This window comes from Aliivibrio fischeri ATCC 7744 = JCM 18803 = DSM 507, from assembly GCF_023983475.1.
Taxonomy (GTDB): Bacteria; Pseudomonadota; Gammaproteobacteria; order Enterobacterales; family Vibrionaceae; genus Aliivibrio; species Aliivibrio fischeri.
Genome location: NZ_CP092713.1, coordinates 1,192,727 through 1,209,947 on the forward strand (window position 1 = coordinate 1,192,727; position 17,221 = coordinate 1,209,947).

The 17,221-nt window shown below is 36.1% G+C and carries 14 protein-coding genes and 1 pseudogene; 7 read left to right on the top strand and 8 right to left on the bottom strand.

The genetic code is table 11. The features are described 5' to 3' along the window. Positions 1-51: 51 nt before the first annotated feature. Positions 52-1,275 carry a sodium/glutamate symporter gene (gene gltS / locus AVFI_RS18935; protein ID WP_005422679.1) on the top strand — a complete coding sequence of 408 codons (1,224 nt, stop codon included), beginning with the start codon at positions 52-54 and terminating at the stop codon, positions 1,273-1,275. Positions 1,276-1,344: 69 nt separating this feature from the next. Here the strand turns inward: gltS and AVFI_RS18940 are convergent, their stop codons facing one another. Genes AVFI_RS18940 through AVFI_RS18950 form a run of 3 tightly spaced genes read right to left on the bottom strand, consistent with a single transcriptional unit; the run spans position 1,345 to position 4,062 of the window. After that, positions 1,345-3,090 (bottom strand): HD domain-containing phosphohydrolase, encoded by a 1,746-nt coding sequence (locus AVFI_RS18940; RefSeq protein ID WP_065604602.1) that lies wholly within the window; start codon positions 3,088-3,090, stop codon positions 1,345-1,347. 22 nt (positions 3,091-3,112) lie between these two features. Beyond that, positions 3,113-3,598 (bottom strand): hypothetical protein, encoded by a 486-nt coding sequence (locus tag AVFI_RS18945; protein ID WP_054775758.1) that lies wholly within the window; start codon positions 3,596-3,598, stop codon positions 3,113-3,115. Between the two features lie 41 nt (positions 3,599-3,639). Then, positions 3,640-4,062, bottom strand: coding sequence for a DUF3010 family protein (locus AVFI_RS18950; RefSeq protein WP_054775757.1), 423 nt, complete (start codon positions 4,060-4,062; stop codon positions 3,640-3,642). Positions 4,063-4,435: 373 nt separating this feature from the next. On the opposite strand from AVFI_RS18950, the gene AVFI_RS18955 reads away from it, so the two are divergent. After that, complete coding sequence (locus tag AVFI_RS18955; RefSeq protein WP_188863657.1) at positions 4,436-4,906, top strand: CreA family protein; 471 nt, start codon at positions 4,436-4,438, stop codon at positions 4,904-4,906. A gap of 225 nt (positions 4,907-5,131) precedes the next feature. Here AVFI_RS18955 and AVFI_RS18960 read toward each other — a convergent pair whose 3' ends face one another. After that, complete coding sequence (locus AVFI_RS18960; protein WP_188863658.1) at positions 5,132-8,347, bottom strand: M64 family metallopeptidase; 3,216 nt, start codon at positions 8,345-8,347, stop codon at positions 5,132-5,134. A gap of 336 nt (positions 8,348-8,683) precedes the next feature. Here AVFI_RS18960 and AVFI_RS18965 point away from each other — a divergent pair. Then, a pseudogene (locus AVFI_RS18965) lies at positions 8,684-8,990 on the top strand (CreA family protein); the annotation flags it as partial. Between the two features lie 54 nt (positions 8,991-9,044). Here AVFI_RS18965 and AVFI_RS18970 read toward each other — a convergent pair. Further along, the gene (locus tag AVFI_RS18970) at positions 9,045-9,671 is read right to left on the bottom strand and encodes an OmpA family protein (RefSeq protein WP_054775750.1); all 627 of its coding nucleotides are present in this window, start codon (positions 9,669-9,671) and stop codon (positions 9,045-9,047) included. 208 nt (positions 9,672-9,879) lie between these two features. Between AVFI_RS18970 and AVFI_RS18975 the strand changes: the two genes are divergently transcribed. Both AVFI_RS18975 and AVFI_RS18980 read left to right on the top strand, forming a co-directional pair. Beyond that, a complete protein-coding gene (locus AVFI_RS18975; protein WP_069581250.1) occupies positions 9,880-10,317 on the top strand; it encodes a DUF3069 domain-containing protein in 438 nt (145 codons plus the stop codon). Positions 10,318-10,360: 43 nt separating this feature from the next. Further along, positions 10,361-10,603, top strand: coding sequence for a DUF2960 domain-containing protein (locus AVFI_RS18980; RefSeq protein WP_005422664.1), 243 nt, complete (start codon positions 10,361-10,363; stop codon positions 10,601-10,603). Here AVFI_RS18980 and viaA read toward each other — a convergent pair whose 3' ends face one another. Then, positions 10,604-12,052 (bottom strand): ATPase RavA stimulator ViaA, encoded by a 1,449-nt coding sequence (viaA, locus tag AVFI_RS18985; RefSeq protein WP_188863659.1) that lies wholly within the window; start codon positions 12,050-12,052, stop codon positions 10,604-10,606. A gap of 18 nt (positions 12,053-12,070) precedes the next feature. After that, entirely contained in the window at positions 12,071-13,720 is a 1,650-nt protein-coding gene (locus tag AVFI_RS18990; RefSeq protein WP_188863660.1) for an ATPase RavA domain-containing protein, read from the bottom strand. Positions 13,721-14,002: 282 nt separating this feature from the next. Here AVFI_RS18990 and ltaE point away from each other — a divergent pair, with 282 nt between their 5' ends. Beyond that, on the top strand, positions 14,003-15,007 hold the full coding sequence (ltaE, locus tag AVFI_RS18995) for a low-specificity L-threonine aldolase (RefSeq protein ID WP_188863661.1): 1,005 nt from the start codon (positions 14,003-14,005) through the stop codon (positions 15,005-15,007). Positions 15,008-15,084: 77 nt separating this feature from the next. Here ltaE and mlc read toward each other — a convergent pair whose 3' ends face one another. Next, positions 15,085-16,299: a sugar metabolism global transcriptional regulator Mlc gene (gene mlc, locus AVFI_RS19000; RefSeq protein WP_005422660.1), complete on the bottom strand. Its 1,215-nt coding sequence runs from the start codon at positions 16,297-16,299 to the stop codon at positions 15,085-15,087. 183 nt (positions 16,300-16,482) lie between these two features. On the opposite strand from mlc, the gene queE reads away from it, so the two are divergent. After that, on the top strand, positions 16,483-17,163 hold the full coding sequence (gene queE / locus AVFI_RS19005; RefSeq protein WP_054775749.1) for a 7-carboxy-7-deazaguanine synthase QueE: 681 nt from the start codon (positions 16,483-16,485) through the stop codon (positions 17,161-17,163). Positions 17,164-17,221: the final 58 nt, after the last annotated feature.

A 17,221-nucleotide genomic window follows, 5' to 3' on the forward strand; every position in this document is an offset into this window, starting at 1 on the left:
TTTAAAATTGTGGACGAAACTATAAATTAGATATTTCAACTTAGGAGTACTATGTCACACACTCTATCTATTGGTGCGCTTGAATCATTTTTAATTGCAATTGCCGTGTTATTCCTCGGCCACTTGATCAATTCAAAAGTCGTACTATTCAAAAAATACAATATCCCAGAGCCAATTGTAGGTGGATTAATCGTAGCTTTTTTCATTACGATCCTACATTTCCAAGGGATTAACTTAAAGTTCTCACTGCCATTACAAAGCACATTCATGTTGATGTTCTTTAGTACAGTAGGACTTGCTGCAAACTACAAACAATTAATTAAAGGCGGAAGTAAAGTATTTATCTTCCTTGCTGTAGCTTCTGTTTATATCATTATTCAAAATGGTATTGGCGTCAGCCTTGCTAGCTTAATGGGACTTGACCCTCTAATGGGGTTAATCGCAGGTTCAATTACACTATCTGGCGGTCATGGTACAGGTGCAGCTTGGTCACATACATTTGCTGAGACATACCATTTAAATACGCTTGAGCTTGCAATGGCTTCAGCTACATTTGGTTTAATCATGGGTGGATTAATTGGTAGCCCTATCGCACAAAAATTAATTCATAAGCATAATTTAGAATCAGAATACGGCACTGGCGTTGATACACATTCACGCTTCCCTGAAGTTGTTACCTACAATGAACGTGAAGAAGAAAAAGTAACCGCAAAAAAAGTAATCGAGACATTATTTGTATTACTGCTTTGTGTAGTTGGTGCAGGTCATCTTGGTGACTTTATCGCAACATTTGACATCGCATGGTTAAAAATACCTGATTTTGTATACGCTCTATTCATTGGTGTATTCATTACAAATATTACCGAAGTCACTAAAGTACATAAAATCGACACAGAAACTGTCGATATTTTAGGTACCGTTTCATTGGCTCTGTTTTTAGCAATGGCATTGATGAGTCTTAAGCTGTGGAATATCTTTGATCTAGCGATTCCATTACTTATCATTCTTTCAATTCAAACAGTGGTACTTGCTTTATTCTCATACTTTGTAACCTTCAGAGTAATGGGTTCAAATTATGATGCGGCAGTAATGGCTGGTGGTCATTGTGGTTTTGGTCTTGGCGCTACACCAACAGCAGTAATGAACATGGGCTCATTGGTTTCTCGCTTCGGCCCTTCTCCACAAGCATTTATGGTCGTTCCAATTGTTGGTGCTTTCTTTATTGATATTGTAAATTTAATTATTTTACAAACTTACATCAGTTTTATCGGATAAGAAAAACCAAGAAAAAGCCCTACCTCTCATGGAGTTAGGGCTTTTTTATATCAAGAAATTAAATTATTTTTAATCCGGGTATTCAAGTCGAATATCAATAAAACTGTATATATTATCTAGAAATAATTGAGACAAATTGGGATCAAATTGTCGACCCCGTTCTTGTTTAAACAGCTCAATAACTCTTTCCAATGGCCACGCTTCTTTATAACAACGTTTACTCATCAGGGCATCAAAGACATCAACAATGGCTGTTATTCTTGCGAAAATATGAATTTCTTCGCCCTTTAGCTGATTTGGGTACCCTTTCCCATCCCATCTTTCATGGTGCTCTAATGCAATTCGAGCTGCTGATTGCATTATTTCGCCATCACCAGACATCAATAATTTGTACCCCATAATAGTATGGGTCTCGATAATGGTTCTTTCTTCTGGTGTTAACTTGCCGGGTTTATCTAAAATAGCTTCAGGGATCCCTATTTTTCCAACATCATGCATAGGGCTAATAACTTCAAGCAATTTATATTCTGATTTTGGTAACTCATATAAACGCCCAAGCAAAGAAGACATTTTTGCCACACGCTTTACGTGATTACCCGTTTCACCAGAACGGGTCTCGATTGCTTCACCGAGGACGTTGATCATCTCTTTTTGAACGTTCAACGTTTTCTTTTGTAATTTAAGAATATGCGTTTTATTCTCGTCTAACTCTTTTTTACGTAAAATCGCAATGTACTGAGTAACGATTATCCCTAACATCATAATGATAAGCAGAGCCGTTACGGATATGATATTTCTGTTTTTATATAAGAATGATTCAGGCTCGTTAACAATGCTTGAAGCATAAGGTAAATCATCTCTATCTATATTGAATTTATCTACAATTCCATAATCAAATACATAACCTTCCCATGCTACAGGATATGCTGATACTTTTTCGTTAACCGTAAAATGTAATTTATTTGATAGCGATAAAATAGATTGGATCCCTAAAGCGTAGGAACGGTTAACATAACCACCTAACACACCATATCCAATATAGTGTTCCCAAAATACAAAAATAGGTATGTTGCTTTTCTTGGACAACACTGAAGCTATCGCCCCATAGTCATAGTAATTCCCTTTTTTTAACTCAGTATTAAAATGAGTTAGGAAAGCGACCGAATCATCGCCCGCCTTTGCCAAGAACAGCTCCGCTTCTTTTAAAGATAAATCATCAATGATTTTAACTGTTAAGTTAGGAAACACCTTAGCGTCTTCTATGAATTGTTTTCTTACAAGTTGGGAAGTTAAACTGTTATCACTAAACAAATATACTGTTTTTCTTTCAGGGAAAAGAGATTGCGAGAGCTTTAAATTTTTTACGATATGGTCACGTTCATAGTAAACGGTTGTTCTATCTTCAATATCAGCTAAATCAATTGACAAATTATTGATACCTACAGCAACGATAGGTAGCTTAGGAAAAGTTGTGTTTGCGTTTTTAATTAAGAAATTAAGTGCATTATCATCCGATGCAATGATCGCATCAAAATACCCTTCCGAGTATTTGTGCTTCAAATATGTTAGATATTGCGCTTTGTAGTCGTTACCGTTTACACGCTTAGAATCCATGTACTCAACAGAAAGTCGAACATTTCGATCAACTTTAGCAATGGATTCTGAAATCCCCTGTTGTATATTCATTGTCCATTCATAAGATGGACTATATGAATGCAACACGAGTATGTTCAGTGGTTTCATTTCATGAGCAAGCAAACTCATTGGTGCAAATAAGAAAACAAAACCACAAACTAGAGATAGGTAATGACGCATGTTTCAAGACTCTGAAGATGTATTAGGCTTTAATACAAGTTGTAAAAGTAGTCCCATGTAAACTTGATTGTTGCTCCATTACAGATCCTAAGAATCCATCAACATCAAGGGTATTATCCGTAATAACAATATCTGAAATAAATAATTCGCCATCAATAACTTGCGATAAGCACGCAGCAATTGGCATCATTCCATTTAAAGCAACAAATAACTGATATTCTTCTGACAATTCAATTTGAGTCAAAAACTCAAGAACGTCGTCATATTCTTTATCCCATTGTTTTGCAACAATCATTGCCCAACGAATGGTTAGCCTATGCTCTGTAACAGGTAAAACAAATACGCCATCAGGAATATTTGAATTAACAAATTCAAGCTTAGTTGGTGCGCATGCATTTTGACTTAGGTAGATATCTCTACCTCTAAGACTTTCAGGGGTTGGGAAATCAACATTTACCTGTTCTGCCAACCAAGATAACTTGTTCTTGTTGAATGTTTCGCTGTTCATATCACCTACAAAAAAGGATGGTACCCCATCCTTTATTTAAATTAGAAATTCAAAAATGCATAACCTGTTTCGTAGGCATCTTGTTGGTAGCCTTTTAGACCAATTTCTTTTACGCGAATCATTTCTGGAGCGCGTTTCAGGCTTGCTTTTTGATCAGCAGCGCTAAGAACTTCTACTTCAACATCTTCAATAAGTTGAATTGCAGCTTCTAATTTAAAGCCAACAGCACCACCTGCAAATTTACCTTTCATTAAACGTTCTTTGATAACAACCGTTTCAACTTGGTAATCTTGCATTAATTTTTTAAATTTAAATTGAAAATCACGGATTGATTCCGTTTTTGATGGCTCAACAATATCAAATTTAGCTACTCGACAATCAGGTAAGTCGATCATGCCATCTGATTTATTGATTAAACAGATGATTGCTTCATTACCTTTAAGCTCTACGCCACATACTTTCATTCTAAAATCCTAACAATGTCTTGAACCCGTTGATTATAGGCTTAAATTGATGAGATTGATACGTTGAATCGAAGATAAAAGCAATCTAACTTGAATCATTGACCCCATATATTGCAAAAATCAGGAACGCACATGCGTGGCTGGGATGGAGAGCTACAAGCGCTTAATAAAAGAACCATTAAAGCAACAGTAATCATTTGTTTTTTCAAGTTATATCTCCACTCATATATTTTATCCAACGCATACTAATACATATCACCTGAATTCAGAAATCCAATTAATGCTTTTATGCATAAGGTTACTTACTTTATGCTAAAGTGATGACATCCTTATGCTACACTCTTCTATATCGTTTAAAATCAGAGAATCTTTAATGAAAAAAATCATTTTTGCACTTGCTATCACAACTATGCTTAGCGCTTGTTCTGATAACGAAGTTGGTGATGTATCACTAGGTATGTTCACCATGAAAGACATTAAAATTTCAAACTTGGATGATGAAAAGATCCCAGGTGTTACTTGCCACATCGCATCAGTTGAAGCAAATTTAAGTCTTTCTGATCCAAGTGACAGCTCTATCTCATGTCGTCAAACTGGTGAAATCACACCTGAAATGATCGCTCAAATTGACAGAAGTAAATCTGGTGAGGTTGTTTTCAAGCAATCTAAAAGTATTTTCTTTAAATCAATGAAAGTTAGACGTATTTACGATGCTGAAAACCAAACATTACTGTACTTGTCATACACAACTAAAGAAACGGAAGGTAGCTTTAAGCATAGTTTATCAACGGTGCCATTATGGGGAACAAAGGCTTACGTAGAACAACCTGTCGTAGGAAATTAAACAAATATTAATGAAGCCACTCAGATGAGTGGCATCACACTCCGAATCAATGTGTTACTTTCATTATCTGGAGTTTTTTATTCTCCGGATTAAATATATCAAAAGATACGATATCAAATTCATTTGGAACATCCATATAAAAATAAACATCACTACTATGATCAAACTTCATTATTCCTCTGATGACTAGGATTAAAAAATCCTAACCATCAAAGATAAATTATTTTAAATTAAAGGAATTGGATTCATAACTTCGATTTTTTCTTTATCATGAATAAGCCTTGCGCTATAGTCATTACCTATTAACTGCATATCAGAGGTAATCACCACATCAAAAATCAAGCCTTCCATACCACTATTTTCCTGTGTTAGTTGATTCTCTTCATGAGAATAGTATCTATTTGAGGGATTATAATAATACTTATCAGTTCCATTGCTTAACTCTAATAAGTAACCATCAAACACATTAGGGCTTATATCATTAGGTGAGACTTGCTTATTTACCTCTTCCTTATCTTTAACTCTTAAAGCGCCCTGTGCAACTTCAAATGTGTATCGATAGTTAGGTTGTGTTTTATCCGAGCTAATACGGTTTGGATGATTAATATTCCATACATGCTCATCCGTTAACGCCTCTTCCCTAACAATAATACCTGTCACATCTTTCGAAATCACTTTGATAGTAGTTGGTTCCGAATCAAGAACGCTATAGCTTATGCTGGTAAGATTATCATACTGTGGCATATAAGCATCATTTATATACCACTTGAACTCTTGACCTCGAATCTCTTGACCCTTGTACATAGCAAGTTCATTAAACGGGAATATGCTAAAATCAATAACTTCATTAGTGCTAGCTGTAATGCTTTCGCTTATTGGACTAATAACACTAAATTGCCCACCCGATCTTTCATAGGTTTTCATTGCCCATATTTCTGAGTTATAAGCATGAAAAGGCTGACCTAGACTTTTCATTATGGAGTTGTTTGTTGGTCGCCACATGCCTTTTGCATAAGTATAACTACCTTCAAACCAACCCAACGTTTCAGGAGCACAGTCGCTCCCAGATTTACAAACCGTATCTATAGTGATAGATGCATCCATTAAGTGCTTCCAGTCACGACTTTCAAATACTGCACACGCATTAAGGTAACAATAAGTTGGGTCTGGAACCCCTGAGTTGCCATAATCATATTCGTCTCTTAGACCTGCAAAACCATGTCCAAGCTCATGAATAAATACGTGAGGATTCATTTTATTCGCAACGGATATGTTTCCACCTACACCGCCATATACGTTTGAATTGATCAGCGCAATCCTATTGTCGTAATGATTAATGTATTTTTTAATGTATGCATTTGCCTTATCATGATTAACTTGATAAGTGCGGTTTCTTAAGTTCTTCGAACCATCAATAGCGGTGTCTTTCGGTAAGAAAGCTGAAGACGTAGATGCTCTTGTGCAGTTGTCATGCTTATCATAACTGCAACCTTCTTCTATTACATTATCTGCACCGCGTTCATTGGATACCGTGAAGATTGTGTGGAAATTAACAGCACTAAGGTGCGCAGGAAGATTATCATAATAATAAAACCCTTCGTCCATTAGGTTTTGAACATGCTCATCAAATAAAGCTTGGTCTCGATCTAAATAACCATCACCTATGATCACTAAATCCATACCATGACCTTCAATGCTATTACCGTAAACTTTGTAAGCACCATCAGGAGATACATAGCTAGGGTGATTTACATCAAAAACCTTTGGCTTATTTGACTCAGGTAAAATTTGTTCACCAAAAGCGATCACTGAGTTAAAATCTGAACCAATAAATTTAATAAAGTCATTGTTGTAACGAACTTTTATTTGATCTTTAGAGAACGACCTGCCACCAGTAAGAATACCTACGTCTGACGCTGCTGAGAACGTTTTACCAAAATCAAATGAGTATTCGAAAACCTTGCCACTGAATATAGGATGCTCAATCTTTAGAAAACTACCATCCCTAACCAATGAGAAGCTCAAGTCATACTCTGAGAAGAATGATGAGTTAAACGCATGTAGATTATTAATATTAGTTACATATTTATCAAAATCTCTATCATTAAAAGATACTATTAAATTATCTTTCATTTCACTAACATCATATCCAGAAACCTTGTCGCTTAGATACTCAATTGACTTGAGCCATCCGTCATGCTTAGGATGCTGCATTTTAATTGAGTTGATTCTCAATGACTCTTTGCCACCAAGCAGACCACTTGTACCAGATAGAGTGGCGAGATATGGATAATCTTTGGTTTGAAATGTATAGCTTCTCTTGTGCTGATCTTTATGCTCTGACATTTCAATCCCGTAATAATCACGAACCAAATCAATCATACATAAGTCTTTAGTTGTTCCATCATTACCATATCGACCAGTCTGATTAAACACAATTAAATCAACTCCATTTTTTATGGCATTCTCAACCTTTGCGCACTCTTCTTTAGTTTCAAAGTCATTATGGTACTCAGTAGAATTAGAGTAATACGCATCATATTGCTCATAGTCTTCTACAGAATGAGTAAATGAAATTCTCCCATCTGTAAACTTTGAGTATTCATTTTGCAAGCCATTAGTCGATGTCCTGTTATTTATCACATACTCTTTTCCCTTTGAGAAATATTCAATAACATTTCTTGAGACTTTCGACATATTGGCGTATTGCGAATTAAAATCCCACGGAAAGAAATGATCATTTCTTAAGACGAATAGTTTTGAGTCACTACCAGGTGCCTTATGCTGATCTATAAATCCAAAACTAAGCCCCTCTCTTTGCGCAAAGATGTTTGCTGAATTAAGCGAATGGATGTAATTATAATTACCTCGATAAAAACTTACCATTTCAAATGATTCCATCTCACCTAAGAAATCCTTAGCTATCACATTAAAATCAATAATCCCATCTTTTAAAACAGTGTTCATCACACTATCTTTAGTGTCATTAATAGCACTGTATTTTTTTGACTTAATATAACCATCAAAAACATCAAAACGTTGTTTTAAGTCGTTATAGAAATCAATATCAAAACCATTGTTCTCATGCACACCAATCGATGATGGCGAATAATAAATTACATTCCTTAAATTCTTTATATTGATAGATAACTCATTACCATTTTCAATTACTCTGAATATAGAATTATTCTCTAAATTATTTTTATCCAAACTCAGAAGAATTGCTTTATATAACGTATCATTTGTCGCTTGATAAATATCCCCTCCTATATCAGAAAGAAGTTTGCTATCAAAATCATTTTCACCATTTGATTCTATGAAGTCACTGATTTGTGAATACTTATCATTGCCTCCGCCAGCTGTTGGCTTATTAATATTTATTGACTCGTCATTGCACGCTACAACAAAAAGTAAAAACGAGAATATTATATATTTTTTCACATTGTTTCCGATTTAATATGTAACGAACCTGTTTACATTATAGAAATGCTCTACATTTATCGTCATTAATTTTATAAATTATTTTTGATACAACTCATTTTCATCATTTGAGAGATCGGCGCGATTATATTCGCCCCTTACAATAACTCAAAATAATTTATTTATATTAGACAAACTCTTTAACGTAGTTTAAGTCTAAATTTGAATAGGGATCTCTATTTTAAATAGCAATCTTTACTGTAGTCGTAAAATTAAACAGCTCCGACTTAAAAAAGTGGTAAAAACATCATCAGTTTCATCCAAAAATTCATACAATAAGAGTCTTATAATAGTCATCTTGATATAAATTTAAGCCTTTCTGCAACAAGTGACAACTCTATCTCATGTCGTAAACAGATAAAATTACACCTGAAATGATCGTTAAAATTGACAGAAGTAAATCTGGAGAGGTTGTTTTCAAGCAATCTAAAACTATTTTCTCAATTCAATGAAAATTAGACGTATTTGCGATGCTGAAAACCAAACGTTGCTGTACTTGTCATACACAACAAAAGAAACGGAAGGCAGCTTTAAGCATAGTTTATTAACGGTGCCATTGTGGGGAACAAAGACTTATGTAGAACAATCGGTTGCTGCTAACTAAGTTAATAAACATCTACAAAATAGCCCTCAAATAACAAGGGCCATTTTTATGCTATTACCAGTGAATTTTTAAGATGGTAATTTCCACTCTTCGATTACATTTACGACCTAGGATCGTATCGTTATCACATAACGGTAGATATTCACCAAAGCCTCGAGAGTATAATTGACTCGCATTTAGTTTATTCGCTAATAAATAGCGACGTACTTCGTTAGAACGTTGTTCAGATAAGTTCTGATTCTTAATCGGATCACCAGTCACATCCGTATGACCATCAAGCACTAGTGCTAGTTCTGGTTTACTCGCCATAACGACAATTAATTTATTAAGTAGTGAGCGTGCTAAAGGCGTTAATTCCGCTTTAGCGCTAGAAAAATGCACTTTTTCTTGAATGCTTATCACCAGTTGGTCATTACCTACTTTGTGATATTGAATACCCATATTTGTTAATTGTTGAGCAACTTGTCGCATGTCATCGTCTTTTAACTCACCATTAGGTCCAGTCAATGCACGTGTCATTTCTGACGTATCCACCTCTTCAACGGGCGCAGTTTCAGGATTTTCAAAATTAGGGAACGGTGCATCTTCTTTCGTCTTTGGTGCGGTATCTAATAAACTACTTCCTTGAGGTGCACACCCAACAAATAATAATGAAGCAAATAATGGTAAAAGTCTTAGCATGATCAATCCGAGTAATATAATTCCTACTCTTAATATCGACGTTTATAATCGTTTCTTTAATGAAAAACGGTGATAAATGTGATGTTGATTCCTGCTTTTCGCTTATTAAAACCACGATTTCTTATCAAATATCCCTTATAGGAATGAATAAAATTGACATTTCTGATGGTCTAGTTACCATTTCCCTTTTATATGACGAGAAATTCCCATGTCTGAAGTTGAAAACACACAAAAAGAAGCTATCGATCTAGAAACGATCTCTCCTGAACTTAAAAAAGTTATCGAATTTGAAAACGTTCCTGAAGAAATGTGGCACATGCTTGTTTCTGTGCACGAAGTAGCTGAAATCGCTGTTCGTGAATCTTGGGATGAAATGCCAGCAAGTGCTCAAAAAGTACTGGATAATTTTGAGCAATTCCACGCTTTAGTTTCTCTAAGCCAAAGCTACGCTGGTTATGATTTCATGGCTGAGTTCGAAAACTTAGACCTACCAGAAAACATGGACGAAGATGCTCAAGCTGAATACCGTTCACAACTTCTTGATCAAGTTTTACACAACTGTGTGAAAGATCTAGTTAAGCAAATCAAAAAAGCACGTCGTGATCCAATCATGAAGCGTGAACTTGCTGAAATCTTCAAAAAATAATTAATATTGGATGGTTTTAGTGCCATCCTTTTTCGGAGAAATAATGGCTCGTATCGTTCGTTATACTTACAAGTCTGAAACAAAAGAGATCCCTTTCTCTTTTCGTGAATTTCACGGCCCATTTGAAGCTGCAGCAGCTGCTGAAGGTATTGATATCTCAGATTTCGATACTATGTTGAAGCAAGTTGAAATGGCATCAAATAACCCTGGTGCGGTTAAAGATTTCCGTCACAGCTACTTTACAAAGCTTGGCTTTTCAAAAGTACGTTTCGTGAAAGAAGACTAATTAGCGAATTTGCGTTAGTCTCCCTAGCATTGATGGATGATATGCCCATGTGTGGTCAAACATCGCCATTAATGCTGGATTTCCATATTTTGATAAACACACCGCATGAAATCGGTTCTGATGTTTTTTCAAATCCCCTACCATTGCATCTATCTTTTCTGAATGTGTCGGTGCTATAAAATCAGACAATACCACTAAATCTGCGTTTTTATACTTATCCCCATGCATCAACTGAATTGATTTTTCCAACACGGGCTCTAAATCTGTACCACCATGAAATTTATACGATAGGAAATCAGCGACTTCTTTCAAGCCATCCTGTTTACTTAATTCATATGTGATTTGCTGAGTCGAAAACAGAATTACATAACAATCTCGCTCTTCTGCCAATGCGATCTGCATTAATCCATAAGCTAACGCTTTTGCACATTGCTCAGGAAAGCCACTCATGGAACCTGATGCATCGACACAAACAACAAACGGCCCTTTTTCAATAAGAGCATTACTTGCTGCTCTTGATTGAGCCGTCACTTTACGTAACTTACGATCTGCTCCTTGCATTCGATAGTTCATCAAGCGTTTATCAATAAGGTGCTGATAAAAAATAACTTCAAGTTCTGGATGCGATAAAAATAAAGTTTCATTAGGAAGTAAACGACTTAAATCATCACCTTCATGAACACCAACAATATCGTCAGTTACAAAATCACTTTTCTCTTCCACCACTTTGACTTCTTCAGCCATAGCTTGTGATTTATCACTATGTTCAGCTTCATTTGCCATACGTCCTAACTTAGAGGCGATGTCTTGCAATCCTTTATTTTTCTTCAGAAACCGTGCATGTAGTTTCATGATATCTACATTAGATTTGGTCAATTTTGCTGATGCCATATCCCACAGTTTACCGATTTGAGCTTCATCACCTTCAGCAGTAACAGACTCCATGGTTTTTAATGTTTCAATTCGTTGATACAAGTCAGCAAGGAGTTTTTCTTTATCTTCTTTTAATTCACTTAACTGCGCTTTTTTGATTGCATCCGACAAACTTTGATACCAACGTTCACAAAAGAATCGAGGGAACATTGGGTTCATTAACCCTTTGTTATCATTAGCCAGTTGTTTTGCTTCCACGTAAAATGCAGAGTGCCATTTTAGCTTAGATACAATCTCATCAATGCGTTGATAAAACTCATTTTCGCTCCAATAAATCACATCCTGATATAAAGCCAGTTCATCTTGAATACGCTCTGTTTCGCATACTTTGGTCATTTTATGCTTAACTTTGCCACGCCATTTCAAAATATGATTCTTAATGGTTGGTTTTATATTAGGGTTTGATTTGGCAGCTGTCAGAAATTGCGGACGCGAAAGGACCTCAGCGATCGAAGAATCAATCATCCCTGATTCTGCTACCATCATTACCAAGTTTAAGGCATCAGCACCTAACATATTTGTCCTTATTACTTATTAAGAATAATAATCGCTAAACTTCATTACTCGTCGACTGGAGTTATTAAATTGAGTTTTACATCCCTCAATACGTTGAGTTAATAACTGTAGACTGTTTTCAATCACTGAAGGCAAAGTTTCTTCAATAAAGTTATGAGGTAAAGCTGCATGAAATTGAGTTCGACTCTTTAACAGTTGATGTTCTGCTTCATCTAATTTCTTTTGATTTACAGAAACTTGCTCTGCCCATGCCTCAAATTGACTTTCAGTTGGGTCATTATGACCAACCATACCGACAAGAACAGAACGATTTGCGATATCTTTGATTACTAATCTGGAATCCGCATCTAATTCAAAATTAAGCATGCACAGACTTGGGTTCTGGTTTACATAACCATATACCGAGGCTTTGCCTTCTTTCATCTGCTTTTCGATGTCATCAGGATTAACATAAACCCAGCGGCTATCGCCTTTTTCACCTTCGGATACTGACATATTAGATTGAAGCATCACTAATTTTATTAATTGATGTGCATTACCAACACTAAAGCGCTTACCCTTTTGAAAATCGAATTCATAGCTTTCTTTTTTCATTAAGCGATTACCGGCTGTTTCCATGTGCAGTTCAACACTGTGATTTGCCAGAATCTTGGCTTCCATTTCTGCCATATCCGTTAAGATCATATCGATATTCATTAATACCGCTTGTTGATCAAACGCTTTTTCTGATGCAAAGACTCGAATACTTTCACGTACTTGTTCTCTATTCTCAGGAGTCGTCCATAAACAATCTTGTAATAACAACAAATCCATCGGATTAATCTCATCACGGCCACTAAAGAAAGCGGATGCTTTTAATAATTTAACGGATTTTTTCCAACGTCGATCAGATACATACAAATCTTCATCATAAGCCGTGTTGTTTTGCTCAAGCATGGTCTTTAACTCAAATAGCTTTTCAAAAACTTGATCGGATAAGGTTAATCCATCCAGTTCTTTTTGCCATTGATGGTACTCGCTGTCCGTTACAACTAATGATGGATCGATTTCAGTTTCTTGAATCGTCCCTGTCATCAACATGGATTTAAAGTTATTTTTATTTTGAATACGGTTAACAAATACGCGTACTAACATTCGGTCATAGAGCGCATCTAAGCCGCTGTCTTCATCGGGTAATTCGTTTGATGCCGAAATAAGAAGTCGCATTGGGACAGGAAAAATTTCATTACCGTTTTTAAATGTTTTTTCATTAACAACGGTCAGTAGTGTATTAAGAATTGCAGGGCCTGCTTTCCAAATTTCATCTAAAAAAACAACTTGAGCATCAGGTAAGTAACCTTGAGTTAATCGAACGTATTTACCGTTATCTTTTAATTCTTGAATTGAGAGAGGACCAAACACTTCTTCTGGTGTCGAAAAGCGTGTCATTAGATATTCAAAATAACGGCTGTTATCAAACGCTTTAATTAATCGTTTTGCTATTAAGCTTTTTGCAATACCTGGAGGACCTAATAAAAATACGCTTTCACCAGACAAAGCGGCAAGTAAGCATAGTCGCATTGTATCTTCACGTTCATACACACCATCAGATAATGCGGTAGTGAGTTTTTGAATTCGTTCAGATAGCAGCGCACGTGCAGCGCTTGTTCTCGTTGAGGTTCCTTGCATTACATTCCCTTACACTTAAGATAACTGCTTTCTCTTGAGTATAATGTAAATTTCAGAGTCGTTATAGTTACATATTGCCTCAATTGTTTGATTAATAACCATATACACTCATCAATTAGTCGAATCCCTCTACTTTAAAGGTAATAAATTGCACTCTTCTTAATATATAAATCACCATACTCGTTATTTTTTTGTAAAACCCAAATAACATTGTTTTCATGGATACAAGCTGTGTGCTAGGTTATCTATCTATATAAAAATAAGTGCAGTAAAGGATATACCATGATTGATTTTCGCTCTGATACGGTTACCCGTCCAACACCAAATATGCGTAAAGCTATCGCTAATGCTCTGGTTGGTGATGATGTTTATGGAGATGATCCAACCACAAACGAGTTAGAACAATGGGCTGCTGAGCGCCATGGTTTTGAAGCGGCAATGTTCACTTCATCAGGAACACAAGCAAACCTATTAGGGCTTATGGCTCACTGTGAACGTGGAGATGAGTATTTGTGTGGCCAACAAGCCCATAACTATAAATATGAAGCTGGTGGCGCAGCAGTATTAGGGTCAATCCAACCACAGCCGATTGAAAATAATCCTGATGGCACTTTATGCTTTGAAAAACTGGCTGCTGCAATAAAAGCGGATGACTTCCATTTTGCTAGAACCAAACTATTGAGCTTAGAAAACACCATTAATGGCAAGGTTCTTCCGTTAAGCTACCTAGCTCAAGCTCGAGAATTTGTGAACAAACATCAACTTGCTCTGCATTTAGATGGGGCTCGCGTCTATAATGCCGCAGTTGCGTTAGATGTTGATATAAAAGAGATTGCTCAACATTTTGATAGTATGACAATTTGTTTATCAAAAGGCCTATCAGCACCAATTGGTTCTTTACTGCTTGGCACAAAAGAATACATCAAAAAAACTCGCCGTATTAGAAAAATGCTGGGGGGCGGTATGCGCCAAACGGGCATTCTTGCTGCTGCTGGAAAACTCGCATTAACCGAGCAAGTGCCACAACTGGCCGTGGACCATGCCAATGCTAAATATTTAGCTGAACAGTTAAATACGGTAAATGGATTTTCAGTGAATGTTGAGCATATTCAAACTAATATTGTTTTTGCTAAATTAGACAACAAAGTAGATATCAAAACCATTTGTAATAAAGCACTTGAACAAGATATTTTGCTTTCTGCTGGCAACCCTATTCGCTTTGTGACTCATAAAGACATCACAAAACAAAATATTGATACCTTAATTGAGTTCTTAAAACAGAACTAATCTTATCCATTCATCAATATAAAAAGAAAAGAGCAGCCAAATTCGCTGCTCTTTTTTAATACTTTACGGTGAGGTAATTAACCTTCTATCACCTTCATTAGCAATGAACCATCACACATTGCTTGCTTAACCAATGCAGCTCCCGGCATGGTGGCTTGAGTATAAAAACGACTCTCAACCAATTGCGTATCTTTTGCATATAGTGGCAATACTTGGTTTTGAATAGAATCCATGATGATTGGGTACAAAATATCTTTAGAAAGGTTAATTTCCCCACCTATCAATATCATTTCTGGGTTAAATAGATTTACCATAATAGCGATGGCTTCACCCAAATTATGCCCAAGCTCAGTAATGACTTGTTTAGCTAATACGTCACCTTGGTTTGCGGCAAGACAAATGTTTTCAATCGTAATCGTCTGATCTTTTAAGACGGTTTGATGGCCATTATTAATCAAGTTTTTGACTTGATCACGAATCGCCTTTGCACTCGCAACAGTCTCTAAACAGCCAGTATTACCACAATGACAACGTGCACCCAATTTATTGATCTTGATGTGCCCCATTTCACCGATATTACCAGTTCTACCTTGCAGCACTTCACCATTCATAATGATGCCTGCACCAACACCATGATGAATGGACACTAAAATAGAATTATCGATATTTTTTGAATTACCAAACAGCTTTTCTGCTAATGCCCAACTTCTTGTATCGTTCCCTATGAATACTGGTAAGCCTGTAGATTCGTAGATCTTAGGGCCCAATGGTAAATTTTTCACATTATAGTGAGGCATTTGAATGATCAGACCTTGTGAAGAAATCACTAATCCCGGTAATGACACAGCAATGCTAGTAATTCGCCCTAAAATCTTAGAATGCTTTTGAAAGAACACGTTAATTTCATTTAATAACTTAGCAAGTAGCTCATCTTGCTCAATCTCTTTGATTAACTGTCTTTCTTCAATGATCTGCTCACCACCAAGACTGTGCAAAGCAATGGTTAAATAACCTCGTCCTAGTCGTAAAGATAAAAATTGCCAACCTTCATTATCAACTTCAAGGCCAATTGCAGGTCTACCACGACTATTTGCTTCTTGTACTTGAGTTTCTTTGATAAGGTGTGCGTCAAGAAGTTCACGTGTGATTTTGGTAATACTAGCCGGCGCTAGATTACTCTCTTTAGAAAGGTCTATGCGTGAGATAGGGCCAAGTTGGTCAATTAACTTATACACCCGGCCCGCATTTACTTGTTTTAAATGATCAATGTGTCCGGGTTGGGCCACGTACATACGTATCTCCAGTAAAAAATATATCAATTAATTGAATTTTTTTACTTTGCGAACAAATTGTGAAGCTTAAGTATTTACCTACGTGATATCTATCACGAAGATTATGAAATATTTACGAAAAATGCGACTTCACAACGAATTTTAACGCCAAATTTTATAGTTTTTTATTTGAGTAAAATAATTATGTCAGCACCATTATTTAAAATTAACGAGTTATTCGAGACCATTCAAGGCGAAGGAACATTTACCGGTGTTCCATCTATATTTTTACGTTTACAAGGTTGCCCTGTTGGTTGTTCTTGGTGTGATACAAAGCAAACTTGGGATGTTGAATTAAGTGATCAAACGGATTTACAAACCATTTTAGCAAAAACGGAAGATACCCCTAGTTGGACAGAACTGTCGAGCACTCAAATAATTGAAATGTTGGAAAATCAAGGTTATACCGCAAAGCACATGGTGATTACTGGTGGTGAACCATGTATGTATGATCTTACTTCATTAACTCAAGAACTAGAGCTGCACGGTTATCGCTGCCAAATAGAAACCAGTGGTACTTACCCTATTCTTGCTTCAGAGAACACTTGGGTGACAGTGTCACCAAAAATCAACATGAAAGGCAAATTACCTGTTCTGCCAGTCGCCCTATCTCGTGCAAATGAGATTAAACACCCAGTTGGTACAACAAAAGATATTGAACAACTTGATGCATTATTAGAAGGTGTTGAGTTACTCGATAATGTCACTATCGCTCTTCAGCCAATTAGCCAAAAACCAAGAGCTACCGAACTTTGTATTGAAACGTGTATCAAAAGAAATTGGCGACTTTCTATTCAAACGCACAAATATTTAGCGATTGCGTGAGAATTTTTTACATTTACCCTGTTTGAGTCATGGTATTGTCACTATTGCCGATATATGT

Bases quoted from the DNA above. Each gene is read 5' to 3' on its own strand.
- gltS (WP_005422679.1), top strand. From the start codon at position 52: ATGTCACACACTCTATCTATTGGTGCGCTTGAATCATTTTTAATTGCA.
- AVFI_RS18940 (WP_065604602.1), bottom strand. From the start codon at position 3,090: ATGCGTCATTACCTATCTCTAGTTTGTGGTTTTGTTTTCTTATTTGCA.
- AVFI_RS18945 (WP_054775758.1), bottom strand. From the start codon at position 3,598: ATGAACAGCGAAACATTCAACAAGAACAAGTTATCTTGGTTGGCAGAA.
- AVFI_RS18950 (WP_054775757.1), bottom strand. From the start codon at position 4,062: ATGAAAGTATGTGGCGTAGAGCTTAAAGGTAATGAAGCAATCATCTGT.
- AVFI_RS18955 (WP_188863657.1), top strand. From the start codon at position 4,436: ATGAAAAAAATCATTTTTGCACTTGCTATCACAACTATGCTTAGCGCT.
- AVFI_RS18970 (WP_054775750.1), bottom strand. From the start codon at position 9,671: ATGCTAAGACTTTTACCATTATTTGCTTCATTATTATTTGTTGGGTGT.
- AVFI_RS18975 (WP_069581250.1), top strand. From the start codon at position 9,880: ATGTCTGAAGTTGAAAACACACAAAAAGAAGCTATCGATCTAGAAACG.
- AVFI_RS18980 (WP_005422664.1), top strand. From the start codon at position 10,361: ATGGCTCGTATCGTTCGTTATACTTACAAGTCTGAAACAAAAGAGATC.
- viaA (WP_188863659.1), bottom strand. From the start codon at position 12,052: ATGTTAGGTGCTGATGCCTTAAACTTGGTAATGATGGTAGCAGAATCA.
- AVFI_RS18990 (WP_188863660.1), bottom strand. From the start codon at position 13,720: ATGCAAGGAACCTCAACGAGAACAAGCGCTGCACGTGCGCTGCTATCT.
- ltaE (WP_188863661.1), top strand. From the start codon at position 14,003: ATGATTGATTTTCGCTCTGATACGGTTACCCGTCCAACACCAAATATG.
- mlc (WP_005422660.1), bottom strand. From the start codon at position 16,299: ATGTACGTGGCCCAACCCGGACACATTGATCATTTAAAACAAGTAAAT.
- queE (WP_054775749.1), top strand. From the start codon at position 16,483: ATGTCAGCACCATTATTTAAAATTAACGAGTTATTCGAGACCATTCAA.